Origin of the sequence: Pseudarthrobacter sp. AB1, from assembly GCF_014926485.1 — a bacterium.
Classification (GTDB): Bacteria; Actinomycetota; Actinomycetes; order Actinomycetales; family Micrococcaceae; genus Arthrobacter.
Map to the genome: position 1 here is coordinate 31,980 of NZ_PZKO01000008.1, position 16,091 is coordinate 48,070.

Consider the following 16,091-nt stretch of genomic DNA (forward strand, 5'->3'; position numbering starts at 1 on the left):
AGTTGCCCTGCGGCCGCGCCGGGCACCCGCCGGGTTAGCCCTGCTGGGCTAAACCCGGCCGGGTCAGCCTGCTACCGCCGCACGGCTGGCGACGAACGCACCCACGCAGGCTTCGACGTCGTCCGCTGAGTGCGACGCTGAAAGCTGCACACGGATCCGGGCCGCGCCCCGCGGAACAACCGGGAAGCTGAACGCCGTGACGAAAACGCCGTGCTGGAGCATCTGGTCCGCCACCTTGGCGGCCAGCACGGCATCCCCGAACATCACGGGAACAATCGCGTGTTCGCCGTCGAGGAGCTCGAAGCCCTCCTCGGTCATCCGGCGGCGGAACAGCCGGGCATTCTCGAACAGCCGGGTCCGCAGGTCACCGGAGTTCTCCACCAGGTCAAGGGCCTTGATGGTCGCCGCGACGATCGCGGGGGCCAGGGAGTTGGAGAACAGGTAAGGGCGCGCTTTCTGGCGGAGCATGGCCACCACTTCACTGCGGCCGGACACGTAGCCGCCGGACGCGCCGCCCAGGGCTTTGCCGAACGTTCCGGTGTAGATGTCCACGCGCTGGGACACGCCGGCGTGCTCGGGGGTTCCGGCGCCGGTGGCACCCATAAATCCGACCGCGTGGGAATCGTCCACCATCACCAGGGCGTCGTGTTTCTCGGCGAGGTCGCAGATGGCTTCCAGCGGTGCCAGGTAGCCGTCCATGGAGAACACCCCATCAGTGACGATGATCTTGCGGCGTGCATTCTTCGCTTCAACGAGCTTGGACTCGAGGTCCGCCATGTCCTGGTTGGCGTAGCGGAACCGCTGGGCCTTGCAGAGCCGGATGCCGTCGATGATGGAGGCGTGGTTGAGGGCGTCGGAGATGATGGCGTCCTCGGGGCCGAAGAGGGATTCGAAGACGCCGCCGTTGGCATCGAAGCAGCTGGAGAACAGGATGGTGTCCTCGGTGCCGAGGAACCTGGAGACCCTGGCTTCCAGTTCCAGGTGCAGGTCCTGGGTACCGCAGATGAAGCGGACGCTGGCCATGCCGAAGCCCCGTGAGTCCATGGCCTCTTTGGCAGCGGTGATGATGTCCGGGTGGTCCGCGAGGCCCAGGTAGTTGTTGGCGCAGAAGTTCAGGACGGTGGCGCCCGGCTGGCCGATCTGTCCGGCCGTGACGTGGCTGGACTGCGGGGAGTTGATGCTGCGTTCGGTTTTGAAAAGCCCGGCGGTGCGGATGTCGTCCAGTTCAGCCTGCAGCTGGTCCTTGATGGCGGTGTACATAGTGCTCCTTAGAGTTCGGTCCAGTCGAGGACAACTTTTCCGCCGACGCCGGCGCGGGCGGTCTCGAAGCCCTTTTCCCACTCTGCGGCGGGAAGCTTGTCCGTCACCACCGCTGAGATGCCGGCGTGCAGCACGGGGTTGGAAGAAAGCATGGCGCTCATGGCGTACCAGGTCTCATACATTTCCCGGCCGTAGATGCCCTTCAGGGTCAGCATGTGCGTGACTACTTTGCCCCAGTCGATGGTGATGTCCTGGCTGGGCAGGCCGAGCATGGCAATGCGGCCGCCGTGGTTCATGTTGTTGATCATCTCAGGCAGGGCGGTGGGGTGGCCGGACATTTCCATCCCGATGTCGAAGCCCTCCCGCATGCCGAGTTCACGCTGGGCATCCTTGACGCGCGTGCTGGAGACGTCGATGGCCAGGTCCACGCCGAGCCGGCGTGCCAGGTCGAGCCGGGGCTTGGAGACATCGGTGATGGCGATCTTGCGTGCGCCGGCGTGGCGGGCCACCGCGATGGCCATCAGGCCAATTGGACCGGCCCCGGTGATCAGCACGTCCTCGCCCACCAACGGGAAACTGAGGGCGGTGTGTACGGCATTGCCGAACGGATCGAAAATGGCGCCCAGTTCCGGCGTGATGGAGGGATCATGGTGGACCCAGACGTTGGTCTCGGGGATAACCACGAACTCGGCGAAGGCGCCATCCCGCTGCACGCCGACACTAAGGGTGTGGATGCACATCTGGCGGCGCCCCGCGCGGCAGTTCCGGCAGATCCCGCAGACCACGTGGCCTTCGCCGGAAACCCGATCTCCTACCTTGACGTCGCGGACGCCGTCGCCGATTTCCACGACTTCACCGTAAAACTCATGGCCGGCAATGAGTGGCGCCTCGATCATGCTTTGTGCCCAGGCATCCCAGGACTGGATGTGCAGGTCCGTGCCGCAGATCCCGGTGGTCATGACCCGGATCTTGACGTCGCTGGGGCCGGCCTCGGGCTCGGGGCGGTCAACCAGCTCGAACCCGGCGTGTGCACCGGACTTGTAGAGTGCCTTCATTGGCTTCCTGACTGTTGGCAGCGACCCGCGGCCTGCGGGTGTGGTCTCCCTTTATTAGAGCCATTTCAAAGCATTAGCACAAGCATATTTCTCTCAATCGACGATGAAGCATTCGCTTATGCATAGACTGGACGGATGGAAATTCATCAGCTGGAAATCCTCCGCGAACTGGGCGCTCTGGGCAGCGTGAAGGCGGTGGCGGAGACGCTGATGGTCACGCCGTCTGCCGTGTCCCAGCAACTGGCCCTGCTGCAGCGCAACATTGACGTTCCGCTGACCCGGAAAGAGGGCCGCAACCTGGTGCTGACGGAGGCCGGCCAAGTTCTCGCCGACGCAGGTGCCGCCGTCGTCAGTGCCATGGCGGACGCCCGGACCGCGATCGGCGCCTATCACGGCTCGCCCGTTGGGCCCGTGACCATCAGCGGTTTCCACAGTGCGGGCCAGGCGCTGTTCGCGCCGCTTGCACGCATGCTGGACGCGCCCGGCCAGCCGCGGGTCCAGCTTTCCGACGAGGACGTCGCGCAGCAGGATTTCCCGGCACTGACGGCGCGATACGACCTGGTGCTGGCGCACCGGATGGACCACAGCCCGCGCTGGCCCCAGGAGCGTGTGGCGGTGATCCCACTGGCACATGAACCGCTGGATGTCGCTTTGCCGGCCGGGCATCCCCTGGCGGACCGGGACACCGTCACCGCGGCCGACGTCGTGGGCGAACCATGGGTGACCAGCCACACCGGCTACTCCCCCGCGGACGTGTTGTCCGCCGTCGCGGCCGTCTCCAGCAGGGAACTGAACATCGTCCACCGGATTAACGACTACTCCACCGTGGCCGCCCTGGTCGCGGCGGGCGGTGTGCTGGGCCTGCTGCCACGGCATACGGCGCAGCCCGTGCTCAACCCGGGCATTGTGCTGCGCCCGCTTGAGGGCATCAGCACCCGGCGGCGGATCGACATCCTGGCCCGCCCGGAGAACCTGAAGCGCCGCTCGGTGATGATTGTGTGCGGGGCGCTGCAGGCGATCATGACGGGACTGGTGGAACAGGGCGGCCAGGCCCACCAGGGTGGCAGTTAACGTCCTCACTCCGCGTTTTGACGACGTTGACTGCCAACTACCTGGGGGCAAGCCGCTTGGCGTGGCCGAGTCCCTTGCCCAGCCCGTTGCCGTGTCCCTTGCCTATGCCTTTCCCAAGGCCGTTGCCCGGGCCGGTGCCGGCGCCCTCCACGATCTGACGCGCCGTGGCGTTGTCGCCACTCTTTACGCCGGAGACCCTGACGGACCCGCCCGTGGCGATTTCCGCGATGGTGACCTCTGACCGCTTCAGCCGCTTGCCGTCGTCGCCCGTTGCCGGCGAACCGTCCGCGGCCGGGGCAGGGAGCTTGATGATTCTGGTCTCCGCGTTGACGGCGTAGGTCTGGGTGAAGCCGTCCTCACTCTTGACGGTGACCGAGGTTTCGCTGACGGCCTCCACGGTGCCCTGCTGGGTCAGCACGGTTTCGAAGGTTCCGTCCGCCTTCTTCACCACACTTTCACTGTGCAGGTGCTGCGGGCGCTGGGCCTTGGCCGGCTTCTCCTGGCCCGGAGCCTTGTCCGCCTTCCCCGGCGCGGAAGCGGACGGTGACGGGGACGGCGAGTCTGTGGCCGACCAGGCGATGGCGACACCGGTGCCGGTCAGCGCCAGCGCTACTACGCCGGCCAGCAGGACCTTGCGGAATCTCAACGGTTCTTGGACCGACATGGCCATTCCTCCCATAGCACCGGCAGGGCTCCGGTGCCCTGGATCTTCAGTCTAGAACCGGTAAGCCACACTGAACACGCGTACTTTGCGGGCGGGAAGCGAGTACTTATAGCCCAATTGGGTCGCAGTAGATGTCGTCATGAGTACTCACAACAGTATTAGCTGCGACCCAGTTGGGTTAAATCAGGCGGCTTAGCCTGCGACTCGGCCCTCGGCTAGCCTTCAACGCCGAGCTTGGCCAGGATCAGCTCCTTGACACGGCCGGCGTCGGCCTGCCCGCGGGTGGCCTTCATTACGCCGCCAACGATCGCGCCGATCGCCTGGAGTTTGCCGGCCCGGATCTTGTCGGCGACGTCGGGCTGCGCGGCGAGTGCGGCGTCGATGGCTTCGAGCAGGGGTCCGTCGTCGGAAACGACGGCGAGGCCGCGCTTCACGACAATCTCCGCCGGGGTGCCTTCGCCGGCGAGCACGCCGTCCAGGACCTCGGTGGCCATCTTGTTGTTGATCTTGCCGTCCTCGACCATCCGATTCAGCTCCACGATGGTGGCGGGCTGCACGCCCAGCTGGCCGGGATCGACGTCGGCGTTCTTGGCACGGCCAACGATCTCGCCCATCCACCACTTGCGGGCCACGGAGGCAGCGGCTCCGGCGGCGATGGTTTCCTCGATCTCATCCATCACGCCGGCGTTGACGACGTCGCGGAATTCCAGGTCCGAGTAGCCCCAGTCGGCCTGCAGGCGCTTGCGGCGGGCCGCCGGCGGCTCGGGCAGGGTGGCGCGGAGCTCCTCGACCCATTCCCGGGACGCAACGATCGGAACCAGGTCAGGCTCCGGGAAGTAGCGGTAGTCATCGGCGTCCGACTTGGGACGGCCCGAGGTGGTGGTGCGGGTGTCCTCGTGCCAGTGGCGCGTTTCCTGGATGACCGGGTTGCCGGCATCCAGGACAGCTGCGTGCCGCTGGATCTCGTAGCGGACGGCGTGTTCGACGGCGCGCAGCGAGTTGACGTTCTTCGTTTCAGAGCGGATGCCGAAGCGTTCGCGGCCGTGCGGGCGCAGCGAAACGTTCGCGTCGCAGCGCACGTTGCCGCGTTCCATCTTCGCGTCCGAGACGCCCAGGTTCTTGACGATCTCCCGGACGGCCGCCACGTAGGCCTTGGCCAGCTCCGGGGCACGGGCACCGGCGCCCTCGATGGGCTTGGTGACAATCTCCACCAGCGGAACGCCGGAGCGGTTGTAATCCACCAGCGAGAAGTCCGCACCCTGGATACGGCCGGCGGACCCGCCCATGTGGGTCAGCTTGCCGGCGTCCTCTTCCATGTGGGCGCGCTCGATCTCCACGCGGAAGATGGTCCCGTCCGCGAGTTCGATGTCCAGGTAGCCGTCGTACGCGATCGGGTCCTCGTACTGTGACGTCTGGAAGTTTTTGGGAGTGTCCGGGTAGAAGTACTGCTTCCGGGCGAACGTGCAGGATTCGGCGATTTTGCAGTTCAAGGCAAGGCCGATCTTGATCGAGGACTCGATCGCGATCCTGTTGACCACCGGCAGCACACCGGGCATGCCCAGGTCCACCTCGTTGACATTGGTGTTCGGCTCGTCGCCGAAGACGTTCGGTGCCGAGGAGAACATCTTGGTCCTGGTATTGAGTTCCACGTGGACCTCGAACCCCAGGACGGGATCATATTTCTCCATGGCCTCTTCGAAGCTCAGGGTTGCGTCAGTGCTCATTATTTTGCCTCCTTGGCTTCAACAAGGGTCTCAACCAACGCCGGTGCACGGTCCAGGAGCGGTCCGCCCCACTGTGCCTCAAGCAGGGATTCCAGGACTGCACCCACGCGGTAGAGCCGGGCATCCTCGCGGGCCGGAGCCAGCAGCTGGATGCCGACCGGAAGGCCGTCCTCGTCAGCCAGGCCACCGGGCAGGGTCAGCCCGGGAACACCCGCCAGGTTGGCGGGGATGGTGGCGACGTCGTTGAGGTACATCGCCAGCGGGTCATTCAGTTTCTCGCCGAGCTTGAACGCCGTGGTGGGCGCCGTGGGCGAGATCAGGACGTCGGCCTGCGCGAACGCGGCCTCGAAGTCACGCTGGACCAGGGTGCGCACCTTCTGGGCCGAACCGTAGTAGGCGTCGTAGTAGCCGGCGCTCAGGGCGTAAGTGCCAAGGATGATGCGGCGTTTGACCTCGTCGCCAAACCCTGCGGCGCGGGTGGCACCCATAACACGTTCAATCGTCATGGGTCCGTCCTCGGGCAGGACGCGCAGTCCGTACCGGACGCCGTCGAACTTCGCCAGGTTGGAGGAGGCCTCCGACGGCATGATCAGGTAGTAGGCACCGAGGGCGTACTGGAAGTTAGGGCAGGACACCTCAACGATTTCCGCACCGGCCTGCTTCAGCAGCTCCAGGGATTCGTTGAAGCGGTTCTCGACGCCGGCCTGGTAGCCCTCGCCGTGAAGTTCCTTGATGATGCCGATCCGCATGCCTTCGACGTTGCCCACGCGGGCTGCGGCGACGAGGTCTGCCAGGGGGTCGGGCAGGGACGTGGAGTCAAAGGGATCATGACCGCCGATGACCTGGTGCAGCAGCGCCGAGTCCAGGACGGTGCGGGAAACCGGGCCGATCTGGTCCAGCGAGGAAGCCATGGCGATGGCACCGTAGCGGGAGACGCCGCCGTAGGTGGGCTTGACTCCCACGGTGCCGGTGACGGCGCCGGGCTGGCGGATGGACCCGCCGGTGTCCGTGCCGAGGGCCAGCGGGGCTTCGAAAGCGGCAACGGCCGCGGCCGAACCGCCGCCGGACCCGCCGGGGATCCGGTCCAGGTCCCACGGGTTGCGGGTGGGGCCGTATGCGGAGTGCTCGGTGGAGGAGCCCATGGCGAATTCGTCCAGGTTGGTTTTGCCCAGGATGGGCATTTTGGCGGCACGGAGGCGCTTGACTACCGTGGCGTCGTAGGGGCTGTGCCAGCCCTCGAGGATCTTGGAGCCCGCCGTGGTGGGCTGGCCGATGGTGACAATGAGGTCCTTGACCGCGATCGGCACGCCGGCGAGTTCGTGGAGTTCCCCGGCCGCGGCACCTCCTGCGGCACGGATGGCGTCCACCTCTGCGGCGACGGCGAGCGCTTCCTCGGTGTTGACGTGCAGGAAAGCGTTCACGCCGCGTTCGCCACCGTCCACGGCAGCAATGCGGTCCAGGTACGCCTGGGTGACCTCGACGGAGGTGACCTCGCGGGCGGCCAGCTTGGCGGCCAGCTGCGCGGCGGAGAGGCGGATGAGTTCGTTGGTGTCAGTCATGGTTATGCCTCATCCAGGATTGCCGGGACCTTGAAACGGTTCTCATCGGAATCCGGAGCTCCCGAGAGTGCCTGCTCCGCGGTGAAGGTGTGGCCCACAACGTCCTCGCGGAACACGTTGGTCAGCGGGATGGGGTGGGAAGTTGCCGGGACGTCGTCACCGGCGGCTTCACTCACGGACTTCACTGAATCAACGATGACGGCGAGTTCGCCGGCCATCCTGTCCAGCTCTTCAGCACTCATCTCGATGTGAGCGAGCCGCGCGAGGTGCGCCACGTCGTCACGGTTGATCGCAGCCATGGATCTCCCCTGCAGGTTCGGATTGTTTTCCGAACCAGTCTAGTGGGGAAACGTCAGTGCCCGTCTGACGACCCCCAGCGGGCGTCAGACGGGCACATCGGTGCCGTGGTCCCGGCCACAAGGGCCAGCCACAGGCAGCTACAGACTAACCGATCCCGATGGCTCCCGTCAGCATCCCCACGCCCAGCATGACGAGGGAAACCACTGCGGTGCGCCACAGGACCTTTTTGTGGTGGTCTCCGAGGTCCACCTTGGCCAGCGAGACCAGCAGGAGAATGGCCGGAACCAGCGGGCTCTGCAGGTGGAACGGCTGCCCGGTGATGGAGGCACGCGCCATGTCCGCAGCGCTGATTCCGTAGTGCGCGGCGGTCTCACTGAGCACGGGCAGGACGCCGAAGTAGAAGGCGTCGTTGCTCATGAAGAACGTCATGGGGATGCTGAGGACGCCGGTGATGACGGCCATGAACGGGCCCATGCTCGTGGGGATGATCTGGACAAGCCACGCGGACATGGCCTCGACCATGCCGGTGCCCTTCAGGACGCCGGTGAGGACGGCCGCGGCCATGACCATGCTGACCACGGCCACGATGGACGGTGCGTGGGCGATCAGCTGCTCGCCCTGTTCCTTGACCTTGGGGAAGTTCACCAGCAGTGCAATGGCGGAGCCCACCATGAAGACAAACGGCAGCGGCACGATGTTGGCCACGAGCACCACCATGACCGCGACAGTCAGTCCAAAGTTGAACCAGAAGAGCCTGGGACGCAGCGTCTTGCGGTTCGGGTCCAGGGCGGTGTCCGCCATGGCGGAATCCCGTTCATCCACCAGCGTTTCGGTGCGGTCCAGGACAGACACTGAACCGACGACGGCGGGGGCTGCTCCGGCGGGGCCGGCTCCCTTGCGTCCACGGCCGGTGCCCGAACCGCCGCCGGAAGCGCCGCCGTCGAACTTTTCCGCGGTGAACGGCTCGGCCGTATCCGGAGTTCCCCAGATTTCCGGTGCGGTGGCGCGGAGTCGGTTGCGTTCCTGCAGGCCCAGCAGCCAGGCGAAGCCGAAGACCACAACGAGGCCGGCGATAAGGGACGGGATCATGGGGACAAAAACGTCGTTGACGTCCAGGTGCAGCGCGGTGGCAGCACGGGCGGTGGGGCCGCCCCACGGCAGGATGTTCATGGTGCCGTTGGCCAGGCCGGCCACGCAGGTGAGGACTACGGGGCTCATCTTGAGGCGAAGGTAGACCGGGAGCATGGCGGCCGTAGTGAGGATGAAGGTGGTGGAGCCGTCGCCGTCCAGGGAGACCGCGGCCGCGAGGATCGCGGTGCCGAGCACTACCTTGGCGGGGTCATTGCCGAGCTTGCGGAGGATGAACTTCACGAGCGGGTCGAACAGTCCGACGTCGATCATCAGGCCGAAGTAGATAATGGCGAACATCAGGAGCGCCGCCGTGGACGTCATGGACTTCATGGACTCCAGGACCATGTCCCCGATACCCAGTCCGGCACCTGCGAACAGGCCAAAAACGGTGGGGACGATGATCAGCGCCAGTACTGGCGTCAGCTTCTTCGTCATGATCAGCACCATGAATACCGCGATCATTACGAATCCAAGTAATACCAGCACGGCCGGCTCCTTCATGTGAACAACGCCACCGCAGTGTGACGTGTGCTACAGACATTAGGGTGGTGGACGTCACGGCAGTGCCTTTGGCCCAATTGATTGGCATACTGCTTATTCGTAGCATTTTGCGCATTGTGCTCACAGCCTAGGATGGCAGAAGCACTTTGATTTCCAGCGCCCGGGCTGCCCCTGCACATACCGGCGCGTACGACGGCGGAAGGAGCCCGGATGCCACGGCCCGCCATGCGCTTCTCCACCCAGACGCTGCTCCTGCAGCTGGGCGTTGTGCTGCTCGTGGTGCTGCTCAGCGGCGCCGTCCACGCCTGGCTGGTGTCCGGGCGGATCGGCAACGAGGCCGAGAACCAGGCTTTGACCCTCGCCCGGACTGTGGCCTCAAATCCGGGCATACGCTCCGCCGTCGAGGCCATCAGCAAAGAAGAGGGCACGCCGCCGGCTCCCGTGCTGGACGCCGGGCCCGTGCAGGCCGCCGCAGAGGCAGCCCGCCTCCGCACTGGCGCCTTCTTTGTGGCGATCACCGACGAAACCGGCCTTCGCCTGGCCCATCCGGACCCTGCCCTCCTCGGCGAGCACGTGAGCACTGATCCCTCGGTGGCGCTTGCCGGCCAGGAAGAGACCACGCGGAACACCGGGACCCTCGGCCCGTCAGCAGGTGCCAAGGTGCCCATCTATGCACCAGAGTCCTCCACAACCGTGGTGGGAATTGTCAGCGTTGGCTACTCAATGGAATCGCTGGGCCAAAGCCTGGCCCGCGACATCGTCCCGATCTTCCTCACCGCTGGCGGAGCGCTGCTCACGGGAGTGCTGGCTTCGTTCCTGCTGCGGCGCCGGCTCCAGCGCCTGACAGTGGGCCTCGAGCCTGAGGAAATCAGTACGCTGGTCCACGACCAGGTGGCCGTTCTGCAGGGCGTGGACGACGGCGTCATCGGCGTTTCGTCCGACGGCAGGATCAGCGTGTTCAACGCGGCCGCGCAGCGCCTTCTCGAGCAGCCGGACCTTTCCGGGACGCCGTGGGCCGACGCTCCGGTGCCCTGGCAGCTCAAGGCGCTGACCCGGCCGGACGCGGCGGAGGCGGACGCCATTGCGCTGGTAGCCGGAGGCAGTGTCCTGGTGGCCAGCGCGCGCAAGGCCCTGCATCGAAGCGAGGACCTGGGCTGGGTGGTGATGCTCCGGGACCGCACCGAACTCCAGCAGCTCACCCGGCAGCTCGACGCCGTGGGAACCATGTCCACGGCCCTGCGCGCGCAGCGCCACGAATTCGCCAACCAGCTGCATACCATCGCCGGCCTGATGAGCATCGGGCAGCACCAGCAGGTCCGCGATTACCTGGCCGGGCTGGTCGCGAAGGGGCCGCTGAAGTTTCCGGTGGACCAGGCGGAACTGTTGCAGGACCCGTACTTGCAGGCCTTTGTGGGTGCCAAGGGGGTGGAGGCTGATGAGCGCGGTATTACGCTGCGGATCGGGCCCGAAACCCTGGTCCGCGGCCAGGTCACCGAGCCGCAGGACGTGACCACGGTGCTGGGCAACCTGATAGACAACGCCGTAAACGCCGCCGTCGCCGGTTCCTCCCCGGAACGCTGGGTGGAGCTGGAGGTGCTGGATGAACCGCACGACGACGGCGGGACGCTGCACATCGTCGTCGCCGATTCCGGTGACGGGCTCGCGGCCGGGACGGATCCGGAAGTGGTCTTTGCAGAAGGTTTTACGACCGCAGCCGGCCCTGTATCGGTGGCTTCGGCGGCTGCCGCCGCCGGGACCAGCAGCGGGCAGGGGCTGGGCCTGGCCCTCGCCCGGAAGCTGGCGCGGCGCCGCGGCGGGGACGTCCGCCTGCTGGAGCCGGGGACAACGGGCGGACCCGGGGCCGTGTTTATGGCTTCCCTGCCACGCACAACGGCCGGGACACCTTCGGGGACCAAGGATTTGGCTGGGGAAGAGGACAATGATGCCTGAGGATTTCAGGGTGCTGATTGTGGATGACGATTTCCACGTGGCCAAGCTGCATGCCGCGTATGTGGATTCGGTGGCGGGTTTCCTTGCGCTGGCGCCGGTGGGGTCGGCGTCCCTGGCCCTGCAGGCGGTCCACAGTCTCCGCCCGGACCTGGTGCTGCTGGATGTTTACCTGCCGGACGCCTCAGGGCTCGACCTGCTGCAGCAGCTCGACGTGGACACCATGATCCTCAGTGCCGCGTCGGACACCGAGTCGCTGCGGAAAGCGTTCCGCCGCGGCGCCCTTGGCTACCTGTTGAAGCCCTTTACTGCCGAGTCGCTGTCGCAGCAGCTGCGTTCGTATGCCCGGTACCGCAGGCTGCTGGGCCAGCCCGGGCCTCTGGACCAGGGCTCCGTGGAGCGGGCCAAGCGGGCACTGATCCCCGGGGACGTGGCGCCAACGGCCAAGCCCCGCTCGGCCACCGAGGCCGCGGTGCTGGAATCGCTGGTGGCCGGCGAGCAGTATTCGGCGGTGGAAGTGGCCACCCGCGTAGGGGTTTCCCGGGCCACGGCACAAAGGTACCTGTCCTCGCTGGCCGACGACGGCGCCGTCGACATCCAACTGCGTTACGGGACCACCGGACGCCCGGAGCACCGCTACAGCCTCCCGGCCCAGTAGCGGCGCCCCCTTGAGCGCGAACGGACTGCGGGAGGCTTCCTAGTTGGCGCTCTTCTGCGCCACGAGCTCGATCTCGACGAGCATCTTCGGGTCAAGGAACGGCAGGACGTGCACCAGGGCGAGGGTGGGGCGGATCTCGCCGAAGACCTCGCCATGGGCGCGGCCGGCTTCTTCCCACTTGCCGATGTCCGTCAGGTACAGCTTGGACTGGACCACGTCGTCGAAGCTGAAACCGGCATCGGCCAGGACCACGCCGAGCTTCTGCAGGATGTACTGGGTCTGCGTGTAGAAGTCCTCGCCCACAATTCCGTCCTCGCCGCTGGCGGCCGTGGCGGAGATGTACAGCGTGTTGTCCACCTGGACGGCGCGGGAGTAGCCGAGGGTCTGCTCCCAGACGGAGCCGGTGCCGAATGTTTTGCGCATGGTGGGCCTTTCAGTGCCGAAAATGAGTCGGCACCACTTTAGGTTGACTGGACATCAAGCCGGTAAACCAGCAGCTTTATGTCGGTGCCCGGAATCAGCCAGTCACGCTCGGGGACACGTTTGAAGCCTGTCTTCCGGTAGAGGCCATGGGCACTCTCCCAGGTCCCGCCGGTGGTGAGAGCCACGCCGGTGATCCCCTCCAGCGATTTGGCATGCTCAATGATGGCTTCCACCATGGCCTTGCCTGCGCCGCTGCGCTGGACCGTGGGATCCACCACCAGCATCCGGAACTCCAGCTCATCCGGCAGGGCGATGTCCGCGAACGGTTCACCTGCCAGCGCGAGAGTCACGGATCCCAGGACCTGCCGGTCACGCTCGGCAACCCAGATGGTGGCCTTCGCCGCACGGGCGGCAACGTCCTGGATCTGTTGCATATAGGGATGGTCCGCGCTGTCGAAATACCCCGCTGCCAGGTACGAGTCCACGGTGATCCTGGCGATGGCCTGGAAGTCTGCCTCAACGGCCGGTCGGATGGTTATTTGCGATTGCACCTGACAATGCTAGTGGCGCAACAGCGTCACAGCGGAAACTTGCCGGACAAGGCCAAGGTCCCGGCGCAGGTCCAGGCGGCAAGCCTGTCCTCGTCCGCGGGTCCGCCGTCCAGCGGACTGGCCAGCCGGGGACGCCGGACCCAGCAGCCGGCTTCCTCGGCAATCAGCGCACCGGCGGAGAAGTCATGTTCGTTGAGCCCGCGTTCTCCGTAGGCGTCGTGGGTCCCGTCAGCCACCATGCAGAGGTCCAGCGCTGCGGAGCCCAGCCGCCGGACGTCTGCGAATCCGTCCATCAGGCTACCCAGCAGTGCAGCCTGTTCGGAGCGTATGGCGGGGTCGTAACTGAAGCCGGTGGCGAGGATCTGCCCGGCACGGTCCGGCACCGGGCCCTGGAGCCGGGTCACCCGGCCGCTCTCTTCCAGCCACGCACCCTGGCCGCGGGCAGCGTAGTAGACGCGGCCCAGCGCCGGGGCGTTGACGACGCCGGCCAGCCAGACGCCGTCGGAATCCGCCACTGCCACGGAAGTGGCGTAGTAGACGATGTTCCGGATGAAGTTGGTGGTACCGTCCAGCGGGTCGATGGACCAGCGATAGCCGGTGGGGGCAGCGGGGCGGGTGGTCCCATGTTCCTCGCCCGTGATGGTGTCCTGTGGGCGGGCGGCCGTGATGGCATCCCGAACCGCATTCTCAGCGGCGACATCAAAGGCCGTAACCCAGTCGCCGGCGTCGCCTTTGTTGCTGACATCCAGCGTTTCGCCATTGCGGGAAGCCAGCACGGCGGCGCCGGCGGCGGCTGCTTGCCGGGCCACCGCAAGCAGTTCGGTGGTGCGGTCCTGCTGGTTCATTCGGCTGCCTCTTCTGATTCTGTGGATGTCGGTGTGGGCGTGGCTCCCCCGGCAGGCGCCGGACCGTTCGCAAGGAGTTCCCGGAAGCCGTCCTCGTCCAGCACGGGAATTCCGAGCTGTTCGGCTTTGTCCAGTTTGGTGCCTGCGCTTTCGCCGGCCACCACATAACTGGTGTTTTTCGAGACCGAGCCCGCGGCTTTGCCTCCGCGGATGAGGATCGCTTCCTTCGCCTCGTCCCGGCTGAAGTTCGGCAGGGAGCCGGTAACCACAAGGGTCAACCCTTCCAGGGTCCGCGGCATGGATTGGTCGCGCTCGTCCTGCATGCGGACCCCGGCCGCGGCCCAGCGGTCAACGATTTCCACGTGCCAGTCCTCGGCGAACCACTCCTTCAGTGCGGCCGCAATGGTTGGGCCAACGCCGTCCACGTGGGCCAGGTCTTCCTCGGAGGCCTTCCGGATGCCGTCCATGGTGCCGAACGCCGTGGCCAGGGCCCTTGAGGCGCGCGGACCAACGTGCCGGATGGACAGGGCAACCAACACCCGCCACAGTGGCTGGGCCTTTGCTTTGGTCAGTTCGTCGAAGAGCTTGTTCGTGGTTGCCGTGGGCTTGGACGGTGTTTTGGCGGTGGCTCGAGACCAGAAGTACGGGACCAGGTCCCACGTACCCGTGCCCACGCCCTTGGTGCGCTTCTCGCGCCAGACCTTCACATCTGCCAGTTTGTTCCGCAGCTCGTCCAGTCCGGAATCCGCAGCCAGTTCAAACAGAGCGGACTCACTGGTCAGGATGCCGTCGCCGGCCGGTTCCACCCTTCCGCCGTTGGTGGCCGGATCCGCACCCGGTCCGGAGGTCAGCGCGATGGCTGCCTCCCAGCCCAGGGCCTCGATATCGAAGCCGCCGCGCCCGGCCAGGTGGAAGACGCGCTCCCGAAGCTGCGCCGGGCAGGAGCGGGCGTTGGGGCAGCGGATGTCCACGTCACCTTCCTTGGCCGGTGCCAGCGGCGTGCCACAGGCCGGGCATGCGGTGGGCATCACGAAGTCCCGCACGGGCGGTTTCTGCTGGTCGCGCAGGGCGAGCACCGGCCCCACAATTTCCGGAATGACATCCCCGGCCTTCCGCAGGACAACGATGTCGCCGATCTTCACACCCTTGGCCTTGACGACGTCCTGGTTGTGAAGCGTGGCCATCTCCACAGTGGACCCGGCCACCTTGACGGGCGTCATGATGCCGAACGGGGTGACGCGTCCAGTGCGTCCAACGTTGACTGCAATGTCCAGAAGTTTGGTGTGGACTTCCTCCGGCGGGTACTTGTAGGCGACGGCCCAGCGGGGAACGCGTGATGTGTAGCCGAGGGCACGTTGCGTGGCGAGATCGTCGACTTTGACCACAATGCCGTCGATTTCGTGCATCAGGGTATGCCGTTGCTCGCCATAGCGCTTGATGAAGGCCAGGACCTCCGGCAGGCCACCGAGAACCTCGAAATACGGACTGACGGGAAGGCCCCACTGTTCCAGCACGGCGTAGGTCTGGGACTGGCTCAGGGTTTCGAGCCCTTCGCGCGCACCAATACCGTGGACAAACATCCGCAACGGACGCTTGGCGGTTTCCGCAGGATCCTTCTGCCTGATCGAACCGGCCGCAGCATTCCTGGGGTTGGCCAGCGGCGCCTTGCCGGCTTCGATCAGTGCCTCATTGAATTCCGCAAAAGCCTTCGAGGGGATAAAGACCTCGCCCCGGATTTCCACCACTGCGGGAAATCCGGTGCCCGTCAGTTCCGTCGGGATTTCCTTGATCGTCAGGACGTTGTGGGTGATGTCTTCACCAGTGGTTCCGTCACCCCTCGTGGCGGCCCTGACCAGTTTCCCGTCGCGGTACAACAGGTTGACCGCGAGGCCGTCAATCTTCAGTTCCGTGAGCCACGCCAGCTGGGCGGTGTCCCCCAGCTTGCTGACGCCGGCCTCAGCCTTGGTGATCCACGCTTCCAGCTCCTCCAGGGAAAAGACGTCCTCGAGGCTGTACATCCGCTGCAGGTGTTCTACGGCGGCGAACGCGGCTGAGACTTCCCCGCCAACCTCCTGCGTGGGCGAATCATTGGCTACCAGCTCCGGATGCAGTGCCTCGATCTCCTCCAGGTGCCGGAACAGTTCGTCGAATTCAGCGTCCGAGACCAGGGGTTCGTCCTCCTGGTAGTACGCAAACCGGTACTTCCTGACCAGGTCCGTCAGGTTTTCGTATTCTTCGCGCACTGACCCGGCGGGGACGGCGTCCGGTTCGGGAAGTTCCTCAGTACTGTTTGCTGTTTCCTCTGCGGGGACCGGTGCTGTGCTCACAGACCTATCTTGCCCTACAGCCCCGACAATGCGCCCAAACGCCCATGCGCCGGGGTGTGCGTGCCTGACCATTCG

At 65.9% G+C, this 16,091-nt stretch carries 14 protein-coding genes; 3 read left to right on the forward strand and 11 right to left on the reverse strand.

What is annotated here, in order from left to right:
* Positions 1 to 63: 63 nt before the first annotated feature.
* Together DAD99_RS02315 and tdh are read right to left on the reverse strand one after the other, a co-directional pair.
* Complete coding sequence (locus DAD99_RS02315; protein ID WP_193340177.1) at positions 64 to 1,260, reverse strand: glycine C-acetyltransferase; 1,197 nt, start codon at positions 1,258 to 1,260, stop codon at positions 64 to 66.
* Positions 1,261 to 1,268: 8 nt separating this feature from the next.
* Positions 1,269 to 2,315: an L-threonine 3-dehydrogenase gene (gene tdh, locus DAD99_RS02320; RefSeq protein WP_193340178.1), complete on the reverse strand. Its 1,047-nt coding sequence runs from the start codon at positions 2,313 to 2,315 to the stop codon at positions 1,269 to 1,271.
* Between the two features lie 135 nt (positions 2,316 to 2,450).
* Between tdh and DAD99_RS02325 the strand changes: the two genes are divergently transcribed.
* Positions 2,451 to 3,386, forward strand: coding sequence for a LysR family transcriptional regulator (locus DAD99_RS02325; RefSeq protein ID WP_193340179.1), 936 nt, complete (start codon positions 2,451 to 2,453; stop codon positions 3,384 to 3,386).
* Between the two features lie 37 nt (positions 3,387 to 3,423).
* Here DAD99_RS02325 and DAD99_RS02330 read toward each other — a convergent pair whose 3' ends face one another.
* The 5 genes from DAD99_RS02330 to DAD99_RS02350 all read right to left on the reverse strand — a co-directional run bounded on the left by DAD99_RS02330 (position 3,424) and on the right by DAD99_RS02350 (position 9,250).
* The gene (locus DAD99_RS02330) at positions 3,424 to 4,050 is read right to left on the reverse strand and encodes a hypothetical protein (protein ID WP_193340180.1); all 627 of its coding nucleotides are present in this window, start codon (positions 4,048 to 4,050) and stop codon (positions 3,424 to 3,426) included.
* Positions 4,051 to 4,265: 215 nt separating this feature from the next.
* On the reverse strand, positions 4,266 to 5,774 hold the full coding sequence (gene gatB, locus DAD99_RS02335) for an Asp-tRNA(Asn)/Glu-tRNA(Gln) amidotransferase subunit GatB (RefSeq protein ID WP_193340181.1): 1,509 nt from the start codon (positions 5,772 to 5,774) through the stop codon (positions 4,266 to 4,268).
* Positions 5,774 to 7,333: an Asp-tRNA(Asn)/Glu-tRNA(Gln) amidotransferase subunit GatA gene (gene gatA / locus DAD99_RS02340; RefSeq protein WP_185263033.1), complete on the reverse strand. Its 1,560-nt coding sequence runs from the start codon at positions 7,331 to 7,333 to the stop codon at positions 5,774 to 5,776. Before gatA ends, gatB begins: the two co-directional genes overlap by 1 nt.
* A gap of 2 nt (positions 7,334 to 7,335) precedes the next feature.
* Positions 7,336 to 7,632, reverse strand: coding sequence for an Asp-tRNA(Asn)/Glu-tRNA(Gln) amidotransferase subunit GatC (gatC, locus tag DAD99_RS02345; RefSeq protein ID WP_141940678.1), 297 nt, complete (start codon positions 7,630 to 7,632; stop codon positions 7,336 to 7,338).
* Between the two features lie 145 nt (positions 7,633 to 7,777).
* Positions 7,778 to 9,250, reverse strand: a complete 1,473-nt coding sequence (locus DAD99_RS02350) for a CitMHS family transporter (RefSeq protein WP_193340182.1) — start codon at positions 9,248 to 9,250, stop codon at positions 7,778 to 7,780.
* A gap of 225 nt (positions 9,251 to 9,475) precedes the next feature.
* Here DAD99_RS02350 and DAD99_RS02355 point away from each other — a divergent pair, with 225 nt between their 5' ends.
* Together DAD99_RS02355 and DAD99_RS02360 are read left to right on the forward strand one after the other, a co-directional pair.
* A complete protein-coding gene (locus tag DAD99_RS02355) occupies positions 9,476 to 11,215 on the forward strand; it encodes an ATP-binding protein (protein WP_193340183.1) in 1,740 nt (579 codons plus the stop codon).
* Positions 11,208 to 11,870 carry a response regulator gene (locus DAD99_RS02360; RefSeq protein ID WP_193340328.1) on the forward strand — a complete coding sequence of 221 codons (663 nt, stop codon included), beginning with the start codon at positions 11,208 to 11,210 and terminating at the stop codon, positions 11,868 to 11,870. Before DAD99_RS02355 ends, DAD99_RS02360 begins: the two co-directional genes overlap by 8 nt.
* Positions 11,871 to 11,909: 39 nt before the next feature.
* Here DAD99_RS02360 and DAD99_RS02365 read toward each other — a convergent pair whose 3' ends face one another.
* From DAD99_RS02365 to ligA, 4 genes are read right to left on the reverse strand one after another with little or no spacing between them, the layout of a single operon-like run.
* On the reverse strand, positions 11,910 to 12,293 hold the full coding sequence (locus DAD99_RS02365) for a RidA family protein (protein WP_193340184.1): 384 nt from the start codon (positions 12,291 to 12,293) through the stop codon (positions 11,910 to 11,912).
* A 38-nt stretch (positions 12,294 to 12,331) separates the two neighbouring features.
* Positions 12,332 to 12,844, reverse strand: coding sequence for a GNAT family N-acetyltransferase (locus tag DAD99_RS02370; protein ID WP_193340185.1), 513 nt, complete (start codon positions 12,842 to 12,844; stop codon positions 12,332 to 12,334).
* 26 nt (positions 12,845 to 12,870) lie between these two features.
* Positions 12,871 to 13,689, reverse strand: a complete 819-nt coding sequence (locus DAD99_RS02375; RefSeq protein ID WP_193340186.1) for an inositol monophosphatase family protein — start codon at positions 13,687 to 13,689, stop codon at positions 12,871 to 12,873.
* Positions 13,686 to 16,016, reverse strand: coding sequence for an NAD-dependent DNA ligase LigA (gene ligA, locus DAD99_RS02380; protein WP_309233183.1), 2,331 nt, complete (start codon positions 16,014 to 16,016; stop codon positions 13,686 to 13,688). The genes DAD99_RS02375 and ligA overlap by 4 nt, the downstream gene beginning before the upstream one ends.
* Positions 16,017 to 16,091: the final 75 nt, after the last annotated feature.

What these genes read in the sequence shown, in the direction of transcription:
- DAD99_RS02315 (WP_193340177.1), bottom strand. Translation starts at nt 1,260, where the DNA reads ATGTACACCGCCATCAAGGACCAGCTGCAGGCTGAACTGGACGACATC.
- tdh (WP_193340178.1), bottom strand. Translation starts at nt 2,315, where the DNA reads ATGAAGGCACTCTACAAGTCCGGTGCACACGCCGGGTTCGAGCTGGTT.
- DAD99_RS02325 (WP_193340179.1), top strand. Translation starts at nt 2,451, where the DNA reads ATGGAAATTCATCAGCTGGAAATCCTCCGCGAACTGGGCGCTCTGGGC.
- DAD99_RS02330 (WP_193340180.1), bottom strand. Translation starts at nt 4,050, where the DNA reads ATGTCGGTCCAAGAACCGTTGAGATTCCGCAAGGTCCTGCTGGCCGGC.
- gatB (WP_193340181.1), bottom strand. Translation starts at nt 5,774, where the DNA reads ATGAGCACTGACGCAACCCTGAGCTTCGAAGAGGCCATGGAGAAATAT.
- gatA (WP_185263033.1), bottom strand. Translation starts at nt 7,333, where the DNA reads ATGACTGACACCAACGAACTCATCCGCCTCTCCGCCGCGCAGCTGGCC.
- gatC (WP_141940678.1), bottom strand. Translation starts at nt 7,632, where the DNA reads ATGGCTGCGATCAACCGTGACGACGTGGCGCACCTCGCGCGGCTCGCT.
- DAD99_RS02355 (WP_193340183.1), top strand. Translation starts at nt 9,476, where the DNA reads ATGCCACGGCCCGCCATGCGCTTCTCCACCCAGACGCTGCTCCTGCAG.
- DAD99_RS02360 (WP_193340328.1), top strand. Translation starts at nt 11,208, where the DNA reads ATGCCTGAGGATTTCAGGGTGCTGATTGTGGATGACGATTTCCACGTG.
- DAD99_RS02365 (WP_193340184.1), bottom strand. Translation starts at nt 12,293, where the DNA reads ATGCGCAAAACATTCGGCACCGGCTCCGTCTGGGAGCAGACCCTCGGC.
- DAD99_RS02375 (WP_193340186.1), bottom strand. Translation starts at nt 13,689, where the DNA reads ATGAACCAGCAGGACCGCACCACCGAACTGCTTGCGGTGGCCCGGCAA.